Annotated in this window: 17 protein-coding genes; 13 read left to right on the plus strand and 4 right to left on the minus strand. The window is 64.8% G+C overall.

The window, feature by feature from the left end:
- Positions 1 to 7: 7 nt before the first annotated feature.
- From ACEN9Q_RS28135 to ACEN9Q_RS28145, 3 genes are read right to left on the minus strand one after another with little or no spacing between them, the layout of a single operon-like run.
- Positions 8 to 1,105 carry an ABC transporter ATP-binding protein gene (locus tag ACEN9Q_RS28135; RefSeq protein ID WP_495626762.1) on the minus strand — a complete coding sequence of 366 codons (1,098 nt, stop codon included), beginning with the start codon at positions 1,103 to 1,105 and terminating at the stop codon, positions 8 to 10.
- Positions 1,102 to 2,202 carry a glycoside hydrolase 5 family protein gene (locus tag ACEN9Q_RS28140; RefSeq protein ID WP_495626763.1) on the minus strand — a complete coding sequence of 367 codons (1,101 nt, stop codon included), beginning with the start codon at positions 2,200 to 2,202 and terminating at the stop codon, positions 1,102 to 1,104. The genes ACEN9Q_RS28135 and ACEN9Q_RS28140 overlap by 4 nt, the downstream gene beginning before the upstream one ends.
- Positions 2,203 to 2,238: 36 nt before the next feature.
- Positions 2,239 to 3,483 carry a sialidase family protein gene (locus ACEN9Q_RS28145; RefSeq protein ID WP_495626764.1) on the minus strand — a complete coding sequence of 415 codons (1,245 nt, stop codon included), beginning with the start codon at positions 3,481 to 3,483 and terminating at the stop codon, positions 2,239 to 2,241.
- 191 nt (positions 3,484 to 3,674) lie between these two features.
- On the opposite strand from ACEN9Q_RS28145, the gene ACEN9Q_RS28150 reads away from it, so the two are divergent.
- The 6 genes from ACEN9Q_RS28150 to ACEN9Q_RS28175 all read left to right on the plus strand — a co-directional run bounded on the left by ACEN9Q_RS28150 (position 3,675) and on the right by ACEN9Q_RS28175 (position 14,522).
- Complete coding sequence (locus ACEN9Q_RS28150; RefSeq protein ID WP_056448913.1) at positions 3,675 to 4,643, plus strand: ArsR/SmtB family transcription factor; 969 nt, start codon at positions 3,675 to 3,677, stop codon at positions 4,641 to 4,643.
- Between the two features lie 297 nt (positions 4,644 to 4,940).
- A complete protein-coding gene (locus ACEN9Q_RS28155) occupies positions 4,941 to 7,679 on the plus strand; it encodes a TonB-dependent receptor (protein WP_495626765.1) in 2,739 nt (912 codons plus the stop codon).
- 78 nt (positions 7,680 to 7,757) lie between these two features.
- The gene (locus ACEN9Q_RS28160) at positions 7,758 to 9,251 is read left to right on the plus strand and encodes an RICIN domain-containing protein (RefSeq protein ID WP_495626766.1); all 1,494 of its coding nucleotides are present in this window, start codon (positions 7,758 to 7,760) and stop codon (positions 9,249 to 9,251) included.
- Between the two features lie 258 nt (positions 9,252 to 9,509).
- Positions 9,510 to 13,517, plus strand: a complete 4,008-nt coding sequence (locus tag ACEN9Q_RS28165; protein ID WP_495626767.1) for a DUF3683 domain-containing protein — start codon at positions 9,510 to 9,512, stop codon at positions 13,515 to 13,517.
- Entirely contained in the window at positions 13,514 to 13,945 is a 432-nt protein-coding gene (locus ACEN9Q_RS28170) for an HIT family protein (RefSeq protein ID WP_495626768.1), read from the plus strand. The genes ACEN9Q_RS28165 and ACEN9Q_RS28170 overlap by 4 nt, the downstream gene beginning before the upstream one ends.
- Before the next feature lie 139 nt (positions 13,946 to 14,084).
- Positions 14,085 to 14,522, plus strand: a complete 438-nt coding sequence (locus tag ACEN9Q_RS28175; RefSeq protein ID WP_056448896.1) for a gamma-butyrobetaine hydroxylase family protein — start codon at positions 14,085 to 14,087, stop codon at positions 14,520 to 14,522.
- 112 nt (positions 14,523 to 14,634) lie between these two features.
- On the opposite strand, the gene ACEN9Q_RS28180 is transcribed toward ACEN9Q_RS28175, so the two are convergent.
- Positions 14,635 to 14,838: a cold-shock protein gene (locus ACEN9Q_RS28180; RefSeq protein WP_056448893.1), complete on the minus strand. Its 204-nt coding sequence runs from the start codon at positions 14,836 to 14,838 to the stop codon at positions 14,635 to 14,637.
- A 276-nt stretch (positions 14,839 to 15,114) separates the two neighbouring features.
- Between ACEN9Q_RS28180 and ubiE the strand changes: the two genes are divergently transcribed.
- The 7 genes from ubiE (at position 15,115) to ACEN9Q_RS28215 (ending at position 21,097) form a co-directional block, all read left to right on the plus strand.
- Positions 15,115 to 15,849, plus strand: coding sequence for a bifunctional demethylmenaquinone methyltransferase/2-methoxy-6-polyprenyl-1,4-benzoquinol methylase UbiE (ubiE, locus tag ACEN9Q_RS28185; RefSeq protein ID WP_056448890.1), 735 nt, complete (start codon positions 15,115 to 15,117; stop codon positions 15,847 to 15,849).
- Positions 15,850 to 15,858: 9 nt separating this feature from the next.
- A complete protein-coding gene (locus ACEN9Q_RS28190; RefSeq protein ID WP_495626769.1) occupies positions 15,859 to 16,809 on the plus strand; it encodes a Tim44 domain-containing protein in 951 nt (316 codons plus the stop codon).
- 110 nt (positions 16,810 to 16,919) lie between these two features.
- Positions 16,920 to 17,606, plus strand: coding sequence for a ubiquinone biosynthesis accessory factor UbiJ (locus tag ACEN9Q_RS28195; protein ID WP_495626770.1), 687 nt, complete (start codon positions 16,920 to 16,922; stop codon positions 17,604 to 17,606).
- Entirely contained in the window at positions 17,606 to 19,174 is a 1,569-nt protein-coding gene (gene ubiB / locus ACEN9Q_RS28200) for a ubiquinone biosynthesis regulatory protein kinase UbiB (RefSeq protein WP_495626771.1), read from the plus strand. The genes ACEN9Q_RS28195 and ubiB overlap by 1 nt, the downstream gene beginning before the upstream one ends.
- Complete coding sequence (locus ACEN9Q_RS28205) at positions 19,171 to 19,779, plus strand: methyltransferase domain-containing protein (protein ID WP_495626772.1); 609 nt, start codon at positions 19,171 to 19,173, stop codon at positions 19,777 to 19,779. The genes ubiB and ACEN9Q_RS28205 overlap by 4 nt, the downstream gene beginning before the upstream one ends.
- A gap of 312 nt (positions 19,780 to 20,091) precedes the next feature.
- Positions 20,092 to 20,403 carry an FmdB family zinc ribbon protein gene (locus ACEN9Q_RS28210; RefSeq protein WP_495626773.1) on the plus strand — a complete coding sequence of 104 codons (312 nt, stop codon included), beginning with the start codon at positions 20,092 to 20,094 and terminating at the stop codon, positions 20,401 to 20,403.
- Positions 20,404 to 20,479: 76 nt separating this feature from the next.
- Entirely contained in the window at positions 20,480 to 21,097 is a 618-nt protein-coding gene (locus tag ACEN9Q_RS28215) for a DUF502 domain-containing protein (protein ID WP_056448875.1), read from the plus strand.
- The last annotated feature ends 84 nt before the right edge of the window (positions 21,098 to 21,181 follow it).

The following is a 21,181-nucleotide window of genomic DNA, read 5'->3' on the forward strand; positions in this document are numbered from 1 at the left end:
TCGCGCCTTATGCCGGATGGTGCGCGGTACCGGCCGCGTCGAACAGGTGGGCGCGCTGCAGGTCCAGGCGCAGGCGGATGGTGGAACCCACGGCCGGCTCCGCGGCGCGCGGCGGCGCGTCGGCCACGATCAGCAAGCCGTCCCGCAACTGCACGTGCAGCAGGGTGCGGTCGCCGAGGCGTTCGATCACCTCCACGGTGCCCTCGAGCTGCCCGTCGGCGGCGGGCGTGATGGCATCCGGGCGCAGGCCCAGTTCCAGCCTGCCTTCCGCCGCGAACGCGGGCACGGCGGTCCGCACGGTCGCGCCGTCGGCCAGCGCGACGGCGCAGCGGCCATCGACGTCGGGCGCGCGCACGACCGGCAGGAAGTTCATGCCTGGGCTGCCGACGAAGCCCGCCACGAACCGCGTGGCGGGGCGTTCATACAGTTCCATCGGCGCCGCGCACTGTTCGATGCGGCCCTGGTTCAGCACCACGATGCGGCTGGCCAGGGTCATGGCTTCGACCTGGTCGTGGGTGACGATGAGCATGGTCGCGCCCAGGCGCTTGTGCAGGCGCGCGAGCTCCAGCCGGGTGCGCGTGCGCAATGCGGCGTCGAGATTGGACAGCGGTTCGTCGAACAGGAACGCCAGCGGCTCCTTGACCACGGCGCGGCCGATGGCGACGCGCTGGCGCTGGCCGCCGGACAGCTGTCCGGGCTTGCGCTCCAACAGCGCCTGCAGTTCGAGCATGTTGGCCGCATCGGTCACGCGGCGCGCGATGTCCGCTTCGTCCATGCGGATGTTGCGCAGGCCGAACGCCAGGTTGTCGCGTACCGTCATGTGCGGATACAGCGCGTACTGCTGGAATACCATCGCCACGCCGCGCTGGCCCGGCGGCAGCGTGGTGACGTCGCGCCCGCCGATGGCGATGCGGCCGCCCGACACCGGCTCCAGTCCCGCCAGCATGCGCAGCAGCGTCGACTTGCCGCAGCCCGATGGGCCCAGCAGCGCGATGAATTCGCCGGGCGCGATCGACAGGTTGAAGTCCGGGATTACCGCGTTCTGGCCATAGCGCTTGCTGACGTTGACCCACTCGATGCCGCCCAGTTCATGTTCCATCTTCATTCTGTTTTGCCGTACTGCCGCAGCAGTTCGACCTCCTCTGTGCAATAGGGCGTCCCGTCGGCATGCAGCACGTCGTGGAACCAGACGGGCGGCGGCGTGTCCGCGTAGGGTCTCTTCCACGAGTCCCACGGCATGTTGGTCTGGCTGCGGCCCGCCACGAAGCCCCAGTTGATCATGCCGATGTGTTCCGTGCGCGCGATCTCCAGGGCGGAACTGAAGGTGGACCCCATGCCGCGCGCCATGTATTCGGTGCAGATCAGCGGGCGGCCGTAGCCCTGCAACTGGTGGACGCGGGCCAGGAATTTTTCCGGACCGCTGTAATCGTGGAAGGTTAACACGTCCGACAGCGCCAACTGCGCTTTCTGCACGTCGTTGAGTACCGTGGACGCCGGCGACCAGTCGTCGCCGAACCAGACGCCGCTGGTCAGCGGCTGCTTCGGCGCGCAGGCCTGGGCCCAGCCGAATACCTGCGGCAGCAGCTTTGCCACCAGCGAGATCTTTTCCTTGGCTTCGAACGGCAGGTAGTACCCCAGGCCGCCGCCCTGGTTGTCAGGCTCGTTCCACAGGTCCCAGCACCACACGCGGTCGTCGTTGCCGAAGCTGGCGACGATGTCCTCCACGTATGCGCGCAGCGCCGGATAGCTGGACGGATCGGCCAGCTGGGCCGCGCCCGGGCTCTGCACCCAGCAGGAATTGTGGACGCCCGGTTCGGGCCAGCGCTGCGGCCCCAGCTCGGGACGCGGATCCCAGCACGAGTCGAACAGCACCAGCATCGTACGGATCCCGTGCCGCGCGGCGATGCCCAGGTAAACGTCGATGCGCCGCTTGAAGCCTTCCGCATCGTGTGCCCACAGCAGGTCGTGCAGGAACACGCGCATGGTGTTCATGCCCAGGCCGGCGGCCCAGCCCAGTTCGAGGTCGATGCGCTCCGCATCGAAGGTGGCGGCCTGCCACATTTCCAGCTGGTTGACCGCGCTGGCGGGAACGAAGTTGGCACCGAGGATGCGCGGTTGCGCCGCGAACCAGGCATGCGCGCGCTGCGGGCTCCACAGCGGAACTTGTGGAACGGTGGGCGTGGCGGGTGCAGTGGTCATCATGGTCTTTCTAAAATCAGGTTGGAAGGGGTGACGTCGTCATGGCGTCAGCGCGGCGGCGCCGAAGCGGGTCCGGCAGCTCTGGTCGGCGCCGCCGTCGGATTGCAGCATCGTCAGGCGCTTGCCGTCGGTCGACGGCAGCAGCGGGCTGGAATAGTTCTGGCACCAGTTGGTCGTCAGCGGCGGCGAAGCGATGGCCAGCGGCGCCGGCGCCAGCTTCCACGGGCCGCTGCCGTCGGCGGTGGTGTTGGTGAACATGACTTTGCCGTTGCCGCTGGCATCCGGGATGCCGTTCTTGTCGACGAGGATCTGGCCGATCGCGATCAGCATGCCGTTGGGCTGGCCCGGCACCGGGGCCCAGGTGAAGGTCGGCGCGTGGCGGAAGAACTGGCCGCTGGCGGTCTCCAGGCGGAAGCCCGGATCGTTGGCGGCGCCCCAGTCGAGGCCATCGCTGGACCGCTTGGCGCGCAGCGCGCAGTCCAGCGTCCCGAGATAGCAGTTCTCGAAGGTCAGCAGATAAGCGCCGTTCGGCAGCTGGCGCACGATGGCCATGCCGGGACGGGATTTGGGATCGTCGCCGGCGACGATGGTGCGCGGCGCGCTCCAGGTGACGCCATCGCGGCTGGTGACTTCCGCCAGGATCTGGGAGTGACCGGCCAGCGTCTCGTCCGAGTAGTAGCACACCAGTTCCCCGGATCTGGCGATGGCGAATTCCGGCTCCCAGATGCCGGACGGCGCTTTCGGGTTCTTGGGAACGCGCCCCGTGCCGCACAGGGACAGGTAGTTCCAGGTCGCGCCGCCGTCGGCGCTTTGGTAGATGCGGTTTTCCATCGGCGCGTCGCGTTCCTGGCCGACGGATGCCGCGTACAGCAAGGTGCCGGCCGGCAGTGCGCCGATCTTGACCGGCAGCTCGTACAAGGTGCCGCAGCAATGGCCGTTCTTGAAATCGGGATCGGCGACCGTGCCAATGCGCGTGAAACTGGCGCCGTCGTCGTTGCTGGCGTAGATGGCGGCCACCGGCTGGTCGGTGTTCCTGCTGGTGACGCTGGCCACCAGGCGGCCGTTCAACGCCGAGCTCTGGTGATGGCTCTGGCGGATCAGGCGCGGATAGGTCGCGAACGTGTCGGCCAGCAGCGTGCCCTGGTTCGATGCGCCCGCGGCGGGTGGCGTGGCGGCGGCAACTGCGTCCGGCGCGGCCGCGATCGCGCCGCTGCCGCCGCAACCGCTCAGGAACAGTCCCACGCACAGCGTGGCGATGGCAAACATGCCGGTCTTGTTGATCATGCTGGTCTCCTGTTGTTGAGTTCTTAAGTCACAAGTATTTTCGTTGGTTTATTCTCGCAATATACATCATTACTTACAAGAATAGTTGTTATAAATTTGCGTTACTGGCATTTTCGCCACGCGGTATGATGCAGGGCATCATCACCCAACGCGGTGAACTCACAGATTTATTCAGAGGAATAGGGCGCAACATGGATGCTGGGAATCGGTCTTTGCTGGTAGAGGGCGACGCGGTACTGCCGCTGGTAAAAGCACTGGCGTCGGAAACGCGGCAAGCGATGCTGGGCCTGTTGACGCACAAGGTGCTGAACCTGTCGGAGCTGGCCGCCACCATGGGCCTGCCGCATTCCACCGTCAGCTTCAACGTCAACCAGCTGGAAGCGGTGGGCCTCGTGGTGGTGGAAACCGAGCCGGGCACGCGCGGCATCCAGAAACTGTGCTCCAAGCGCTACGACGAAGTGCGCATCCGCCTGCCCGGCGCGGCGGTGGAGGCGGAGCAGAATACCGTCACCATCAGCATGCCGATCGGCAGCTATCGCAGCGTCGAAGCCAGTCCGACCTGCGGCCTGGTCAGCGAGAGCAAGATCATCGGCATGCTGGACGATCCGCGTTCCTTCTTCGAGCCGGAGCACGTCCACGCCCAGCTGCTGTGGTTCGGCGCGGGCCATGTGGAATATGCCTTCCCGAACAATGTGCCGTACGGCGCGGTGACCACCGAGCTGTCGCTGTCCATGGAACTGTGTTCGGAGGCGCCCAACTACAATCCCGACTGGCCGTCCGACATTACGCTGTGGATCAACGAGGTGGAAGTGGGCACCTGGACCTCGCCCGGCGACTTCGGCGGCAAGCCGGCCCTGCTGACGCCGTCGTGGTGGCAGGTGGAGGGCACGACGTATGGCATGCTGAAACAATGGAGCGTCAACGAGCGCGGCGCCATGATCGACGGCGTCTCGCTGGGCGGGACGACCATCGGCGACCTGAAGCTGGGGCAGGCCAATCACATCCGCGTGCGCATCGGCGTCAAGGAAGACGCGCGCAACAAGGGCGGCCTCAACCTGTTCGGCCGCAAGTTCGGCAACTACCCGCAAGACATCGTCATGAAGCTCGGCTTCGAGTTCCCGAGTGGCGTGCCGGTGCCGGTTTCCAAAAAAATCGGCTGAGACAGCGCTTATCCAACAAGTTTTGTTGTTGCTTAGCGTCGGGTTGACCCATTCTTACCCGTTGTTCATAAAATTTCAATATTTATCGCAAATATTATTGAAATAAATGGGAAATACATTCACTATTGCATCGCTGCTGGGGCACTATCGCAAATAAATTTGTTGTAGTGCCCGCCCATAACAAACAAGAATTAAAGCGATGACGCATCGTGCCAGTACTCACGGCATCCGGTATCTGTAGCTCGCCAGGGCATACCGGATCGGCACGGAAGCTTCGTTCAATAGTGGAGACATCACATGCAACAGTTCAAGAGGACGCCGGTCGCCGCGGCCCTGCTGGGCGTATTGACCGGCGCACCGGCCTGGGCGCAACAGCAGCCCGCCGATGCCATCAACGATACCAACACGGTGGTGGTGTCCGGCATCCGCCAGAGCGTACGCAAGGCGGAAGACATCAAACGCACCGCCGACCAGGTGGTCGACTCGATCAATGCCGAGGACATCGGAAAATTCCCGGACCGCTCCGTCGGCGAAGCGCTGCAGCGCATTCCGGGCGTGCAGGTGAGCCGCAATGCCGGCGAGGTCACCAACGTGTTGATCCGCGGCCTGCCGGACCTGGCCACCACGATCAACGGCAATGAAATCTTTACCGGCGACGGACGGCGCCTGTCTTACCAGGACCTGCGGATCGAAGGTGTGGCCGGCCTGGACATGTACAAGTCCGCCACCGCGAACCAGCAGGAAGGCGGCATTGCCGGCGTGATGGATGTGCGGCTGCGCAAGCCGCTGGATTTGAAAGGATTCACCGCCTCCGGCTTCATCGACGGCGTGAATCTCCATCCGCGCGGCAGCGGCGCCGACGCGCACACCGACCCGCAGCTCGGCGGCCTGATTTCGAATCGCTGGAAGACCGCGCATGGCGACGTCGGCGTGCTGCTGGACGGCACCTACGTCAAGGACCGCTTCGTCAATCCGGTGCAGTGGTTCGCGGAACCGGGCGGCGCCTCGTGGCAGGTGCGTCCCGACGGCAGCGCGTATCGCGACGATCGGGGCAATCCCAACCTGGCGGCCGAACGGGCCAAGGGCGGCACCACCACCACGGCCGTGATGCCTTTCCCTGGCGGCGTGTACAACGCCGGGAAGCGCGAGCGCGAGCAGCTGCACGGCGCGCTGCAATGGCGTCCGAGCGACAAGCTGGAAGTGGACAGCCAGGCGATCTACATGGGTTATCGCGGCCGCAGTGCCGAAGACTATCTGTTCGCCGTGGCGCGTGACGGCAACAAGGCGACCAATGTGGTGCTGGTGCCGGACGGCCCTTACTGCAACACGAGCCGTGGCCACGTCTGCCCGATCGCGTCCGCCGACGTGCTGCCGGACTCGGACGGCGTCGCGCCCTACACCGCCAGCAGCACCCAGGCGCACCAGCAGAAAACCGACACCGCGTACGGCAGCATCGGCGCCAAGTACAAGGACGGTCCGTGGCAAGCCACGACGGACCTCGCGTTCACGTATTCGAAGGCCGTCGACGACCGCATCATCATCGACCAGAGCGTGCCGTTCGCCACGCTGCACGTGACGGGCCTGGACGGCGATGGGCACGGCGGCTTTTCCGCCTCCACGCCCGGCCACCCGAACGCCTTGAGCGATCCGTCGCAGTATGTGCTGCGCGGCTTCTTCCAGTCGTGGAGCGAGAGCAGCGGCCGGCAGACGCAGTGGCGCAACGACGTCAGCTACCGCCTGGCGCCGGGCTTGATCGAGAAGCTGTCGGCCGGGTTCCGCTTTTCGTCGCGCGATGCCGAATACCACGGCGCGGAAGGCGGCGCCGATACGCCGGGCGGTGTGCGTCCGGTGCCGGTCGGCGTGTTCGGCTCGTCGTTCGACGATGTCGTGCCGGGCGTGGAGCGGCTGGGCGGCGCCTTCGCTACGCCATCGACCAACTTCCTGCTGGATAACCGCGACCAGGTGCGTCAGTACTACGGCTTGCCGGCGGGACGCCTGGCGGACGACCCGAACCGCCTGTTCAAGCAGACCGAGAAGAACTACAGCGTCTACGGCATGGCCAGCTATGCGTTCGATGTGGGCTCGGTGAGCGTCTCGGGTGTGGGCGGCGTGCGCGTGAGCCGCCTGGACCGCGACCTGACCGGCAACAACCGCATCGGCAACACCATCAGCACGATCAACTCGAGCAGTTCGCATACCGACGTCCTGCCCAGCATCGGCGCCAAGATCGACTGGGCGGCCGACTGGATGTCGCACGTCGGCTGGGGCAAGACGGTCACGCGTCCGGATTTCGCGTCGCTGAACCCCGCGCTGTCGCTGACGCCGCCATCGATCAACCGCCCCGGCTACGGCAGCGCCGGCAATCCGGATTTGAAACCGGTGGAATCGAAGTCCTTCGACCTGACCCTCGAGCGCTACTTCGACAACAACGGCTACGCGTCGCTGGCCTATTTCGACCGCCGCATCGATGGTTATCTGCAGCCGTTCTCGCAGGTGGAAAACATCGACGGCCTGGATTACACGGTGACGCGTCCGCAGAATGCCGGCAAGGGCAAGCTGCACGGCTATGAACTGTCGGCGCAGAAGTTCATGGATTTCCTGCCCGGCGCGCTGTCCGGCCTCGGCGTGCAAGCCAATTACACGTGGATCAGTGGCAGCACCGAAACCGCGAATACCCTGAACGGCAGCGACTATACCGTCACGCCGCTGACCAACGTCGCCAAACGGAACGCCAACCTGGCGCTGATCTACGAGAAGTTCGGCGTCAGCGGCCGGCTGGCGTTCACCCGTCGCGACCGTTATGTCGAATCGCTGAACAACGGCGGCATCCAGCTGCCGCCGACCAATGTGGTGCGTGCGCGTAACCAGGTCGACCTGTCGGTCGGCTACGAGATCAATCCTCGGCTGTCCCTGCAATTCAATGCCTGGAACCTGAGCCACGCCGCCTACGAAAGCTACAGCGGCTACGAACAGTTCCCGCGCGATATCCGTTACGACCCGGCCGTCTATTCGCTCGGCCTGCGCTTCAAGCTGTAATACCGGCTCCTTGCTCCGTTGGAGTATTTGGCGGGGGCCTGCCCCCGCCTTTTTTTGGCACATACGAAAGGACATAACATGCAGATCCGTTTCTATGCCGTGCTGTTCGCGATGCTGTGCTGGCTGAGTGGCGCCAGTGCCGCCGTCACCCTGGGAAATCAGACGTCGTTCTATCCGCGCATGTTGAGGCTGGGCTCGAATGCGCATTTGGTCGCCAGCTTCGATTACGGCAATACGCAAAGCACGATCTGGGACAGCGCCGACAATGGCGCGAGCTGGACCCAGATCGCCACCATCAATCTCGGCGAACCCGGCCACTGCTGCAGCGGCCTGTACGAAACGCCGCAAGGCGCGCTGCTGTGGACCACCTCCACCACCAATGGCAGCGTCCACGCCATCAAGATCTATCGCAGCACCGACCAGGGCCATACCTGGAACCTGCTGTCCACCCCGGTGACGGGCGGCACCGGCGTGTGGGAAGCGGAATTCGCGACCGACAGCGCCGGCCGCCTGGTCATGTATTACTCCAGCGAAGAATATAAAAGCAGCGGGTACAACCAGCTGATCGCCGAGCGCATTTCCAACGATGGCGGCGTCACCTGGAGCAGCGACACCATCGTCGTCGGCGTCAGCGACGGCAACGTGCAGCGGCCCGGCATGCCGCTGGTGGCGCGTCTGCCGAACGGCAGCTATGTGATGACGTACGAAGTCTGCGGCGGGTCGAATTGCGACGCCTTCATCCGCACGTCTTCCGATGGCGTGAGCTGGGGCGTGCCGTCGAATATGGGCACACGCATCGAATCCACGTCCGGCAATCACTTCACGCAGACGCCGACCGTACGCTGGTACAACGATGGCAGCGCCAACGGCCGTCTGCTGGTGACCGGCATGGTCCTGCGCCGCAATGCCGACAACGGTATCGCCGCCGGTAATGGCCAGACCTTCATGTACAACACCAATAATGGCACCGGACTCTGGACCGAAGGCGCGACCCCGCAGGCGGCCGTGACCAACGGCGGCAGCGATGTCTGCAATGGCTATTCCACGCAATTGCTGCCGTCGGCGAATGGCGCGCAATTGTACGAACTGGTCAATGTCGGCTGCTCGATCAAGTTTGCCGCCGGCCCGATGAATAATCCGGTCGCCAGCGGTATCTATACACTGATCTCGAAGAACAGCGGCTTGGCATTGGACGTCAACGCCTGTTCGACGCTGGCCGGCGCCAACGTCCAGCAGTGGACGCCGAACGGCGCCAACTGCCAGCGCTGGAACGTGCAGAACCAGGGTAACGGCGATTACGTGCTGACGTCCATAAACAGCGGCCTGGCGCTGGACGTGAATGCCTGTTCGACGGCCAACGGCGGCAACGTCCAGCAGTGGACGCCGAATGGCGCCCCTTGCCAGGCATGGCATCCGGAGCCGGTCGGTGGCGGTTACTTCCGCCTCGTATCGAAGAACAGCGGCCTGGTGCTCGATGTCGATGCCTGTTCCACCGCGCCGGGCGGCAATGTCCAGCAATGGCAGTGGCTGGGCGGGGATTGCCAGCGCTGGAAGCTGCAACCGTCGCCCTGAAGTTGCCCTGATTGCATCGGCCAGCCCGGGCGGTAACGCAGACCGGACTGGCCGGCGTGGATAAGACGCATCTCTACGCAGGACGCCGTGCTTTAAGCGGAAAAAATCTGTTTTTCCAAAACAAATTCGAGCATAGCGTCAGTTTTCTGTTGGTTTCTGCCTTTCGACCGTTGCAAAAATCATTCCTTCGCCAGCGTGGTGCATCGCAATAAGCTAGAATAGAGAGTCCTACGCGTCAGTACGACAGTCGATCTCCCCATGAACGCTCCTGCCAATATCCACGCCCTGCTCGAAGAAAACGCGCCCATCCGGCTGCGCGAAATCCCCTATAACTACACGTCGTTCTCCGATCGCGAGATCGTGATCCGTCTGCTGGGCGAGTCATCGTGGCAATTGCTGGACGAATTGCGCGGCGCCCGCCAGACCGGGCGCTCGGCGCGCATGCTGTACGAAGTCCTGGGCGACATCTGGGTCGTGCGCCGCAACCCGTACCTGCAGGACGACCTGCTGGACAACCCCAAGCGCCGCGCCAAGCTGATCGAAGCGCTGCATCACCGCCTGGCGGAAGTCGACAAGCGCCGCCTGACGGTGGATGGCAGCGAGGCCGATCCGGCCACCGCGGCCCGTCGCAGTGCCGCCGTCGAACAGCTGCTCGTCGCCGCCCGCAAGGCCGTCGACGACTTCGGCCGCGAGTTCGCCGAGACCTACGACCTGCGCAAGCGCGCCAAGTCCGTGCTGGGCCGCTACACCGACAAGCGCAACATCCGCTTCGACGGCATGCACCGCACGTCGCACGTGACGGATGCCACCGACTGGCGCGTCGAATACCCGTTCCTCGTCCTCGTGCCGGATTCGGAAGACGAAATGGCCGGCCTCGTGAAGGGCTGTATCGAACTCGGGCTGACCATCATCCCGCGCGGCGGCGGCACCGGTTACACGGGCGGCGCGATTCCGCTGTCGCCGCTGTCGGCCGTGATCAACACCGAAAAACTGATCGGCATGAGCGAGGTCGAGATGACCCGCCTGCCGGGCGTCGACCGCGACTACGCGACCATCTACACGGGCGCCGGCGTCGTCACGCAGCGCGTGTCGCAGGCGGCCGAGAAGGCCGGCTTCGTGTTCGCCGTCGACCCGACCTCCGCGCACGCGTCGTGCATCGGCGGGAACATCGCGATGAACGCGGGCGGCAAGAAGGCCGTCCTGTGGGGCACGGCGCTCGACAACCTGGCCTCGTGGCGCATGGTCGACCCGAACGGCGACTGGCTCGAGGTCACGCGCGTCGACCACAACCTGGGCAAGATCCACGACGCGCCGGTCGCCACGTTCAAGCTCGAATGGACGCACCCGTCGGAAAAGGGGGCGCCGAAAGGCGAGCCGTTCCGCACCGAGACGCTCGCGATCGAAGGCCGCCGCTTCCGCAAGGAGGGGCTCGGCAAGGACGTTACCGACAAGTTCCTCGCGGGCCTGCCGGGCATCCAGAAAGAGGGCACGGATGGCCTGATCACGTCCGGCCGCTGGATCCTGCACAAGATGCCGAAGTACACGCGCACCGTCGCGCTGGAATTCTTCGGCCAGGCGCGCGACGCGATCCCGTCGATCGTCGAGATCAAGGATTACCTGGACAGCCTGCCGAAGAACGGCAAGCCGGAATTCGCCAGCCTGCGCCTCGCGGGCCTGGAGCACCTGGACGAGCGCTACCTGCGCGCCGTCGGCTATGCGACCAAATCGAAGCGCGGCACCTTGCCCAAGATGGCGCTGTTCGGCGACATCGTCGGCGACGACGAGAACGCGGTCGCGCTGGCCACGTCCGAAGTCGTGCGCCTCGCGAACACGCGCGTGGGCGAAGGCTTCATCGCCGTGAGCCCGGAAGCCCGCAAGAAATTCTGGCTCGACCGCTCGCGCACCGCGGCCATCGCGCGCCACACGAACGCCTTTAAAATCAACGAAGACGTCGTCATCCCGCTGAACCGGATGGGCGAGTACACGGACGGCATCGAGCGCATCAACGTCGAGCTGTCGATCAAGAACAAGCTGCAGCTCGTCGAGGAATTGCACGCCTATTTCACGTCCGGGAACCTGGAAGTGACGAAGGCCGACGATGCGACCGGCGAAGGCGTGTCGAAGGAAGAAATCCTCGGCGACCGCCCGCAGCAGGCCGACGATCTGCTGGCCCGCGTGTCCGCGCGCTGGACCTGGATCATGGCCAACCTCGACCAGCCGCTGGGCGCCGTGCTCGATAAGCTGGCCGACTTCGGCCTCGACGGTTTGAGCGGCACGTTCCAGGCGCGCCTCGCGCAGCAGCCTGGCGCCACGCTGTTCGACGTCGTGCAGGACCACACCGTGCGCGTCTCGTGGAAGCAAGAGATCCGCGCGCAGCTGCGCCACATCTTCAACGGCGCGGCCTACGAGCCGATCCTGGCCGAGGCGACCGCGATCCACAAGCGCGTGCTGCGCTCGCGCGTGTTCGTCGCGCTGCACATGCACGCGGGCGACGGCAACGTGCACACGAACCTGCCCGTGAACTCGGACGACTACGCGATGCTGCAGGATGCGCACAAGGCCGTCGAGCGCATCATGACGCTGGCGCGTTCGCTGGACGGCGTGATCTCGGGCGAGCACGGCATCGGCATCACGAAGCTGGAATTCCTCACCGAGGACGAGATCCGCGATTTCCGCGACTATAAAAAACGCGTCGATCCGGAAGGCCGCTTCAACAAGGGCAAGCTGCTGAACGGCGAGAGCGGCTACGCCGACCTGCGCAACGCGTACACGCCGTCCTTCGGCCTGATGGGCCACGAATCGCTGATCATGCAGCAGAGCGACATCGGCGAGATCGCCAACAGCGTCAAGGACTGCCTGCGCTGCGGGAAGTGCAAGCCGGTATGCGCCACGCACGTGCCGCAGGCGAACCTGCTGTACTCGCCGCGCGACAAGATCCTGGCGACGTCCGCGCTGATCGAAGCATTCCTGTACGAAGAGCAGACGCGCCGCGGCGTCTCGATCCGCCACTGGGAAGAATTCGAGGACGTGTCCGACCACTGCACCGTGTGCCACAAGTGCGTGACGCCGTGCCCGGTGGACATCGACTTCGGCAACGTCTCGATGAACATGCGTAACCTGCTGCGCAAGATGGACAAGCGCAGCTTCAAGCCGGCGCAGCGCGCGGGCATGTTCTTCCTGAACGCGACCGATCCGACGACCATCAACGCGATGCGCAAGGGGATGATCGACTGGGGCTACAAGGCGCAGCGCCTGGGCGCGAGCGTGCTGAAGGCCGTCGCGAAAGAGCAGACCAAGGCACCGCCCCCGACCACGGGCAAGGCGCCGATCCGCGAGCAGGTGATCCACTTCGTCAACAAGAAGATGCCGGGCAACCTGCCGAAGAAGACGGCGCGCGCGCTGCTGGACATCGAGGACGACAAGGTCATCCCGATCATCCGCAACCCGAAGGTCACGAACGCCGATACGGAAGCCGTGTTCTACTTCCCCGGCTGCGGCTCCGAGCGCCTGTTCTCGCAGGTGGGCCTGGCCACGCAGGCGATGCTGTGGGAAGTGGGCGTGCAGACCGTGCTGCCGCCGGGCTACCTGTGCTGCGGCTATCCGCAGCGCGGCGCCGGCCAGTACGACAAGGCCGACAAGATGATGACGGATAACCGCGTGCTGTTCCACCGCATGGCCAACACGCTGAACTACCTCGACATCAAGACGGTGCTCGTCTCGTGCGGCACGTGCTACGACCAGCTGGCGACCTACGAGTTCGAGAAGATCTTCCCGGGCTGCCGCATCATGGACATCCACGAGTACCTGCTGGAGAAGGGCGTCAGGCTGGAAGGCGTGACCGGTACGCGCTACATGTACCACGATCCGTGCCACACGCCGATGAAGCTGCAGGACTCGATGAAGACCGTGAACGCGCTCGTGCAGACCGTCGACAACGTCGCGATCGAAAAGAACGACCGCTGCTGCGGCGAGTCGGGCACGTTCGCCGTCAGCCGTCCGGACATCTCGACCCAGGTCCGCTTCCGCAAGGAGCAGGAAATGGAAAAGGGCGCGGACAAGCTGCGCGCCGACGGGTTCAAGGGCGACGTCAAGATCCTGACGAGCTGCCCGTCCTGCCTGCAGGGCCTGTCGCGCTACAACGACGACTCGGGCACCACGGCCGACTACATCGTCGTCGAGATCGCGCGCCACCTGCTGGGCGAGAACTGGATGCCGAACTACGTCGCCAACGCCAACAACGGCGGCATCGAGCGGGTGCTCGTATGACGCGTGTGGCCGGCTGCGAGCTGTGCGAGCTGTCGGCGCCCACCGTCGTCGACAACGATAAATTCGCGGTCATCCTCGTCGACGACGCCAACTACCCCGGCTTCGCGCGCGTGATCTGGAAGGACCACGTGCGCGAGGCGAGCGACCTGGCGGACGCGGATCGGCTGCTGCTGAACGATGCCGTGTACAAGCTCGAACTGGCGGTGCGCGAGGTGATGCAGCCGCTGAAGGTCAACGTGGCGAGCCTGGGCAACGTCGTGCCGCACCTGCACTGGCACGTGATCCCGCGCTACGCCGACGACGCGCATTTTCCGGCGCCCGTGTGGGCGCAGGCCGTGCGCGCGACGAACGAGGCGGTGCTGGCCGCGCGCCGGGCGCTGGTGCCGCAGCTGGCGGAGGCGATCAAGCGCCGCTTCATTAAGCGGTAAAATTCGCCTATCCACGTCGTCCCCGGACTGGCCGTCCGCCTTGGCGGGGACCCAATTTTGTATGCGCCGACGCGACGCACGCAGGACTTGGGCTCCCGCCTCCGCGGGAGCGACGGTCATTAACGTTTCCGATCCCATCATGCCTACGCCCACCAACCTCACCATCCGCCAGCAATCGAAGGTCCTGGAAATCGCCTTCGACGACGGCGCCGCCTTCGCCATCCCGTTCGAACTGCTGCGTGTTTACTCGCCGTCGGCCGAAGTGAAGGGCCACGGCCCGGGCCAGGAAGTGCTGCAGGTCGGCAAGCGCGACGTCGGCATCCGCGGCGCCGAGCCAGTCGGCAACTACGGCGTCAAGCCGCTGTTCACGGACGGCCACGAGTCCGGCATCTATACCTGGGATTACCTGTACAAGCTGGGCAACGAGCACGACCGGTTGTGGCAGGATTACCTGGCTCGCCTGCATGCGGCGGGGTATGAAGGCGACAGCGGCCGCGAAGCGAGTGCCGTGCCGGTGGCCGGCCAGAAGGGCGGCGGTTGCGGGAGCGGGGGCGGCGGTGGCTGCGGCAGCCACTGAGCCGTCGCGGAACCGACGGCATCAACGAAAAAAGCGCCGGTTCGATACACGGCGCTTTTTTCTTTGCCGGCCTGGTGGGCCGGCGCTATCCGGTCTGTGTCCCGGTCGGGGATTATTGCGGCTGGATGTTTGCTGCCTGCTTGCCTTTCGGGCCCGACGTGACGTCGAAGCTGACGCGCTGGTTTTCCGCCAGCGATTTGAAGCCGGCCGAATTGATGGCCGAGAAGTGTGCGAACAGATCGTCGCCACCATCGTCAGGTTTGATGAAGCCAAAGCCTTTTGCGTCGTTGAACCATTTCACGGTGCCAGTCGCCATGTTTCTCTCTCTCAAGAAATTTTTTTGAAAAATAATGTGTTTTTGCTGGCGACACATGGTTAAGCGATAAGGCATCCCTGTTCCGAACTGTGCGCAAGCGAAAATCATTATAAGCAGAGTTTTAACAGTTGTGATGCACGATTGCTATCCCGTGTGGCAAAGACGACAGGTGTACGCATGGCAACGATTTCACTGGGCCCGCTCCGGGTAAGACACCTTTAAGCTGAGCACAGCACCCGGCTTGTATAATGTGGCAAGACTAAACGGCTTGCTACCATGACCAACACCACCCATTTCGGCTACAAGACCGTCTCGGAAGACGAGAAGGTTCACGAAGTAGCCAAGGTATTCCACTCGGTCGCGTCGAAATACGACGTGATGAACGACTTGATGTCCGCCGGCCTGCACCGGGTGTGGAAGGCGTTCACCATCGCCCAGGCCGGCATCCGTCCGGGCTTCAAGGTGCTCGACATCGCGGGCGGCACGGGCGACCTGTCGAAGGCGTTCGCCAGGCAGGCGGGGCCGAGCGGAGAGGTCTGGCTGACCGACATCAACGAGTCGATGTTGCGCGTGGGCCGCGATCGTCTATTGAACAAGGGTCTCGTCACCCCCACCTTGCTGTGTGACGCGGAAAAACTGCCGTTCCCCGACAATTATTTCGACCGCGTCAGCGTGGCCTTTGGCCTGCGCAACATGACGCACAAGGATCTGGCGCTGGCGGAAATGCGCCGCGTGCTCAAGCCGGGCGGCAAGCTGCTCGTGCTGGAATTCTCGAAAGTCGCGGCGCCGCTGCAAAAGCCGTACGACGTGTATTCGTTCTCCGTGCTGCCGTGGCTGGGCCAGCGCATCGCCGGCGATGCGGAAAGCTACCGGTATCTGGCGGAATCGATCCGCATGCATCCGGACCAGGACACGCTGAAGTCGATGATGGAAACGGCCGGCCTGGACCGCGTGCAGTACTACAACCTGACGGCCGGTGTGGCCGCACTGCACACCGGCATCAAACTCTGAGGTGAGCAGATGAAAAAATTCTTGGCCAGCATGTTGATCGCGCTGACGGCGCTGTCCAGTATCGCCGACGCGCGCCCGCTCGGCGGCAGCCGGTCGTTCGGCCGCCAGTCGCAGTCCGTGAGCCGGATGCGCGCCCCGGCGCCGGCGCCTTACCAGCAGCCGTCGTACCAGCAGCCATCGTACCAGCGCCCCGCCCCTGCGCCCGCCGTGCCGCCCGCGCTGCCGGTGAAGCGGCCGAGCATGTGGAAAGGCGTGCTGGGCGGTGCGCTGCTCGGCCTCGGCCTGGGTGCGCTGTTCTCGCACTTCGGCATCGGCGGCGCCATGGCGGGCGCCCTGTCGTCGGTGCTGATGATCCTGCTGCTCGTGTTTGCCGTGATGTTCATCGTGCGCATGTTCCGCCGCAAGGACACGCCGGCCAACCCGACGTTTACCGGCTTTAACCAGAATCCCATGCCGGCCTCGGCCACGCCGGAAATCGGCTCGGGCCTGAACAGCGGCTACCAGGGCAACCCCGGCGGCTTCCAGTCGGGCTTCTCGAGCGCGCCGTCGCTCGACAAGGCCGCGCCCGCGCACCAGCAGTGGGGCGTGCCGGCCGGCTTCGACACGGAGGCCTTCCTGCGCCACGCCAAGGCATCGTTCATCCGCATGCAGGCCGCCTGGGACCGCGGCGACGTCGCCGACCTGCGCGAATTCACGTCGCCCGAGGTATATGCCGAACTGTCGCTGCAGATCCAGGAGCGGGGCGGCCAGCCCGACTTTACGGAAGTCGTCGCCATCGATTCCCAGCTGCTGGGCATCGAGACGAACGAGCGCGATTACCTGGCCAGCGTGCAGTTCAACGGCATGATCCGCAATGCGCCGGGCGCGCAGCCGGAACCGTTCGTCGAGGTGTGGAACCTGTCCAAGCCGCTGAACGGCAATGGCGGCTGGGTGCTGGCGGGCATCCAGCAAATTACTTGAACACTTCGCAATAAAAAGCTTGTGCTCCGGGTTTTATGCTCTGGTGAACTGGTAAGATCGAAACCGCCCGACGATGCCGGGCGGTTTTATTTTGTGAATACGAATCCTTCATGTCTTCGACTTCCTCTTTCCTGTCGCCGCAACGCGGCTTGACGGCCCCGGCCGTGGCGACGATCAATCACCTGCTGGCGCAGGAAGCGTGGGCACGCGACGCCCTCATGCGCCACGCCGGCAAGACCGCATGTATCGATACGGGCCACGTCGCCTTGCGCATGCGCGTCGCGCGCGACGGCATGCTCGAGACGGCGGGCGCCGACGATGCGGCCGGCGTCACCATCCACGTCAAGCTGAGCGACGTGCCGCTGATCCTGCAGAACCGCGACCGCGCGTTTTCCTATGTGCGCATCGAGGGCGACGCCGAGTTCGCCAACACGATCTCGCAATTGTCCAAGGGCCTGCGCTGGGATGCCGAGCACGACCTCGAGCGCCTGTTCGGGCCGATCGGCGCCGTGCGCCTGGCCGGCGGGGCGCGCTCGGCCGTGACGGGCGCCGCCGCGGCCGGACGCCGGCTGGCGGAGAACGTCGCCGAATTCCTGCTGGAAGAACGCCGCGTGCTCGTGCGTCCCGCGGCCGTGGACAATTTCGCGGACGACGTCGGCCGCCTGCGCGACGACGTCGAGCGCACGGCCAAGCGCATCGCCAAACTCGAGCAAAAGCTGGAACAGCAGCTCGCACAGCGCGCCGGGCACGGCACCGCGCCCGTACCGACGCTCCCTGACACGCCTTCGGACCACTGATGATCCTGAAATTCCTGCGCCTGCTGAAGATCTTCACCGTCATCGTCAAATATGGCCTGGACGAGATCGCAATTTCCGGGCTGCACGTACCGCGCACCGCCCGCCTGATCAATACCGTCTTCTTCTGGCGCCGCATCAGTTCGCCCCGCGCGATCCGCCTGCGGCTGGCGCTGGAAGAGCTGGGGCCCATCTTCGTGAAATTCGGCCAGGTGCTGTCGACCCGGCCCGACCTGATGCCGCCGGACATCGTGGCCGAGCTGTCGCTGCTGCAGGACCGCGTGCCGCCGTTCGATTCCGACCTGGCCATCGCCCAGATCACACGCTCGCTCGGCGCGGCGCCGGACCTGCTGTTCGCGTCGTTCGAACGCACGCCGGTCGCTTCCGCCTCGATCGCCCAGGTGCACTTCGCCACGCTTAAAAACGGCAAGGAGGTGGCGGTGAAGGTGCTGCGGCCGGGCATGAAGACCACGATCGACGAGGACATTGCGCTGATGCAGATGGCCGCCGGCCTCATCGAAAAAGTGTGGGCCGACAGCCGCCGCCTGAAGCCGCGCGAAGTGGTGGCCGAGTTCGACAAATACCTGCACGACGAGCTCGATCTGATGCGCGAGGCGGCCAACGCCAGCCAGCTGCGCCGCAATTTCGCGAATTCCGATCTGCTGCTCGTGCCGGAAATGTATTGGGATTACTGTTCCAGCAGCGTGATCGTGATGGAGCGGATGAACGGCATCCCGATCTCGCAGACGGACCGCCTCGCCGCGGCTGGCGTCGACCTCAAGAAATTGTCCAGCGACGGTGTCGAGATCTTTTTCACGCAGGTTTTCCGTGACGGCTTTTTTCACGCGGACATGCACCCAGGGAACATCCTCGTCTCCATCGATCCGGCCACGTTCGGCCGCTACATCGCGCTGGACTTCGGCATCGTCGGCACGCTGAACGATTTCGACAAGGACTACCTGTCGCAGAACTTCCTCGCCTTCTTCCGGCGCGACTACAAGCGCGTGGCCGAGGCGCACATCGAATCCGGCTGGGCGCCGCGCGAGACCCGCGTCGACGAACTGGAAGCCGCGGTGCGCGCCACGTGCGAGCCGATCTTCGACCGGCCGTTGAAGGACATTTCCTTCGGCCAGGTGCTGTTGCGCCTGTTCCAGACGTCGCGCCGTTTCAACGTCGAGGTGCAGCCGCAGCTCGTGCTGCTGCAAAAGACCATGCTCAACATCGAGGGCCTGGGCCGCCAGCTCGACCCCGACCTCGACCTGTGGAAGACGGCGAAACCGTACCTGGAACGCTGGATGGCCGAGCAGGTCGGCTGGCGCGGCATGGCCGAGCGTCTAAAAGCCGAGGCGCCGCGCTTCGGCCAGATCTTTCCGCAGCTGCCGCGCCTGATGCACCAGGTCTTGCACAAGCGTGCATACAGCGACCTCGACATGGGCGACCTCATGGCGAAGATGTTGCAGGAGCAGCGCCGCGCCACCCGTCTGCTGGCCTTCCTCGCCTGCGCGACGGGCGTGGTGGCCGTGCTCGTCGGCGCGATGTTCGCCGCCGGGCACTTGCACTGGACGCCATGATGGCCGCGCCGCCGGCGTTCGCCAGCCGCGATCCGCTGTCGCCGCGATTCTGGGACGAGCGCTTCGAGCGTGGTTTCACGCCGTGGGAGCGGGGCGGCGTATCGCTGGCACTGCGCCGTTTCGTGGCAAACGCCGATCGTCCGCTGGCGGTACTGGTGCCCGGCTGCGGTTCGGCGCACGAGCTGGCCTTGATGTGCGAGGCCGGCTGGGATGCCGCCGCCATCGATTTCTCGCCTGAAGCCGTCGCGCGCGCCCGCGCGCTGGCCGGCCCGTGGGCGGACCGCATCGTGCAGGCCGATTTCTTCGCGTACGCGCCGCCGCGGCCGCTGGACCTGATCTACGAACAGGCGTTCCTGTGCGCGCTGCCGCCCGCGCGCCGCCCGGACGTGGCGCGGCGCTGGGCGGCGTTGCTGGGGCCGGGCGGTTTATTGGCCGGGTATTTCTTCTTCGACGATGTGGCCAAGGGGCCGCCGTTCGGGATGTCTCGCGGGGAACTGGATGCGTTGCTGGCGAGCGCATTTGAATGCGTGGCCGACGAGGCGGTCGAGGATTCGATACCAGTGTTCGCGGGCAAGGAACGCTGGATGGTCTGGCGCCGCCGCTAAAAAGAAAGGGCCCGCAAGCGGGCCCCGATTTGAAGTGCTTTTCTTCGGTATTGCGGCGGGCCGGAAACCGGTCGCGCAAACTTCTGTTTCTTAAATCCTGTGCAGCGTTGACGCTGTCGAGAATGCTATTTAAACAGTTAAGTTGATGTTCGGCAAACGGAACTCATCCGTGCGCTGACGAAAAACAACACTGTTTCCATGCTGCAGCAAGTTGCCCGAGCGGCCATCCGGCCCCCGGATGCCGGCCAGAGTCAAAATCTCCCGCAAAAGCTTTATAATTCAGGGTTTTGATGATTTTTGCGGAGTATTCAGATGCCGATTTACGCCTACCGCTGCGATGAATGCGGTTTTGCCAAAGATGTACTGCAAAAGATTGCCGATCCGGTTCTGACCGTTTGCCCGTCGTGCGGGAAGTCATCGTTCAAGAAGCAAGTCACCGCGGCCGGTTTCCAGTTGAAGGGTACCGGCTGGTACGTGACGGACTTCCGCGGTGGCTCTGCGCCGGCAACCGGCACGACGCCGCCGGCGTCGACGTCGACGTCGTCCGACGGTGGCGCAAGCACGTCGGCGTCGTCGGACGCGCCGGCACCCGCCGCCGCGCCGGCGAAAGACAGCAGCACCTGACCGCGGCACCGGCCCCGCGGCCGGCGCATAATGAGCACCCGACACATTCACCGGACGAGATCCGTCACGACAATCGATGCGTAAATATTTCATCACAGGCGCGCTGGTGCTGGTGCCCCTCGCGATCACGGCCTGGGTGCTGAACTTCGTGATCAGCACGCTGGACCAGTCGCTCGTGCTCGTGCCGAGCGAGTGGCGGCCGCAGACGTACATTCCCGGCCTGGGCGCCATCATCACGCTGGCCATCGTGTTCGTGACCGGCCTGCTGACCAATAACCTGGTCGGCAAATGGTTCGTGCGCATGTGGGAGCGGCTGCTGCAGCGCATCCCCGTCGTGAACTCGGTGTACGGCAGCGTCAAGCAGGTGTCCGACACGCTGTTCTCGTCGTCGGGCAATGCGTTCCGCAAGGCCGTCCTGATCCCGTACCCGCACGAGAATTCGTACACGATCGCCTTTCTCACCGGCGTGCCGGGCGGCGACGTCAAGAACCACCTGGTGGGCGACTACGTGAGCGTGTACGTGCCGACCACCCCCAACCCGACTTCCGGCTTCTTCCTGATGATGGAACGCAGCCGGGTCGTCGAGCTGGACATGTCGGTCGACGCGGCGCTCAAGTACATCGTCTCGATGGGCGTCGTGGCGCCGCCGCCGCCGGCCGAGGCGACCGCCCCCGCCGCCATCGCGGCGCAATAGAAGAACAAGGCAGCAAAGAATCCAGGGGCCGCGATTGAAGCGGGCCCACCGAATCAACCAACCAGGATCGAAAAACTATGTCCT

The sequence above is a fragment of the Massilia sp. Masssp93 genome, assembly GCF_059491295.1.

Excerpts from the sequence above, each read along its gene's own strand:
- ubiB (WP_495626771.1), top strand. The coding sequence starts at position 17,606 with ATGATCCTGAAATTCCTGCGCCTGCTGAAGATCTTCACCGTCATCGTC.
- ubiE (WP_056448890.1), top strand. The coding sequence starts at position 15,115 with ATGACCAACACCACCCATTTCGGCTACAAGACCGTCTCGGAAGACGAG.
- ACEN9Q_RS28215 (WP_056448875.1), top strand. The coding sequence starts at position 20,480 with ATGCGTAAATATTTCATCACAGGCGCGCTGGTGCTGGTGCCCCTCGCG.
- ACEN9Q_RS28140 (WP_495626763.1), bottom strand. The coding sequence starts at position 2,202 with ATGATGACCACTGCACCCGCCACGCCCACCGTTCCACAAGTTCCGCTG.
- ACEN9Q_RS28165 (WP_495626767.1), top strand. The coding sequence starts at position 9,510 with ATGAACGCTCCTGCCAATATCCACGCCCTGCTCGAAGAAAACGCGCCC.
- ACEN9Q_RS28195 (WP_495626770.1), top strand. The coding sequence starts at position 16,920 with ATGTCTTCGACTTCCTCTTTCCTGTCGCCGCAACGCGGCTTGACGGCC.
- ACEN9Q_RS28145 (WP_495626764.1), bottom strand. The coding sequence starts at position 3,483 with ATGATCAACAAGACCGGCATGTTTGCCATCGCCACGCTGTGCGTGGGA.
- ACEN9Q_RS28170 (WP_495626768.1), top strand. The coding sequence starts at position 13,514 with ATGACGCGTGTGGCCGGCTGCGAGCTGTGCGAGCTGTCGGCGCCCACC.
- ACEN9Q_RS28180 (WP_056448893.1), bottom strand. The coding sequence starts at position 14,838 with ATGGCGACTGGCACCGTGAAATGGTTCAACGACGCAAAAGGCTTTGGC.
- ACEN9Q_RS28155 (WP_495626765.1), top strand. The coding sequence starts at position 4,941 with ATGCAACAGTTCAAGAGGACGCCGGTCGCCGCGGCCCTGCTGGGCGTA.
- ACEN9Q_RS28205 (WP_495626772.1), top strand. The coding sequence starts at position 19,171 with ATGATGGCCGCGCCGCCGGCGTTCGCCAGCCGCGATCCGCTGTCGCCG.
- ACEN9Q_RS28210 (WP_495626773.1), top strand. The coding sequence starts at position 20,092 with ATGCCGATTTACGCCTACCGCTGCGATGAATGCGGTTTTGCCAAAGAT.
- ACEN9Q_RS28190 (WP_495626769.1), top strand. The coding sequence starts at position 15,859 with ATGAAAAAATTCTTGGCCAGCATGTTGATCGCGCTGACGGCGCTGTCC.
- ACEN9Q_RS28160 (WP_495626766.1), top strand. The coding sequence starts at position 7,758 with ATGCAGATCCGTTTCTATGCCGTGCTGTTCGCGATGCTGTGCTGGCTG.
- ACEN9Q_RS28150 (WP_056448913.1), top strand. The coding sequence starts at position 3,675 with ATGGATGCTGGGAATCGGTCTTTGCTGGTAGAGGGCGACGCGGTACTG.
- ACEN9Q_RS28175 (WP_056448896.1), top strand. The coding sequence starts at position 14,085 with ATGCCTACGCCCACCAACCTCACCATCCGCCAGCAATCGAAGGTCCTG.
- ACEN9Q_RS28135 (WP_495626762.1), bottom strand. The coding sequence starts at position 1,105 with ATGAAGATGGAACATGAACTGGGCGGCATCGAGTGGGTCAACGTCAGC.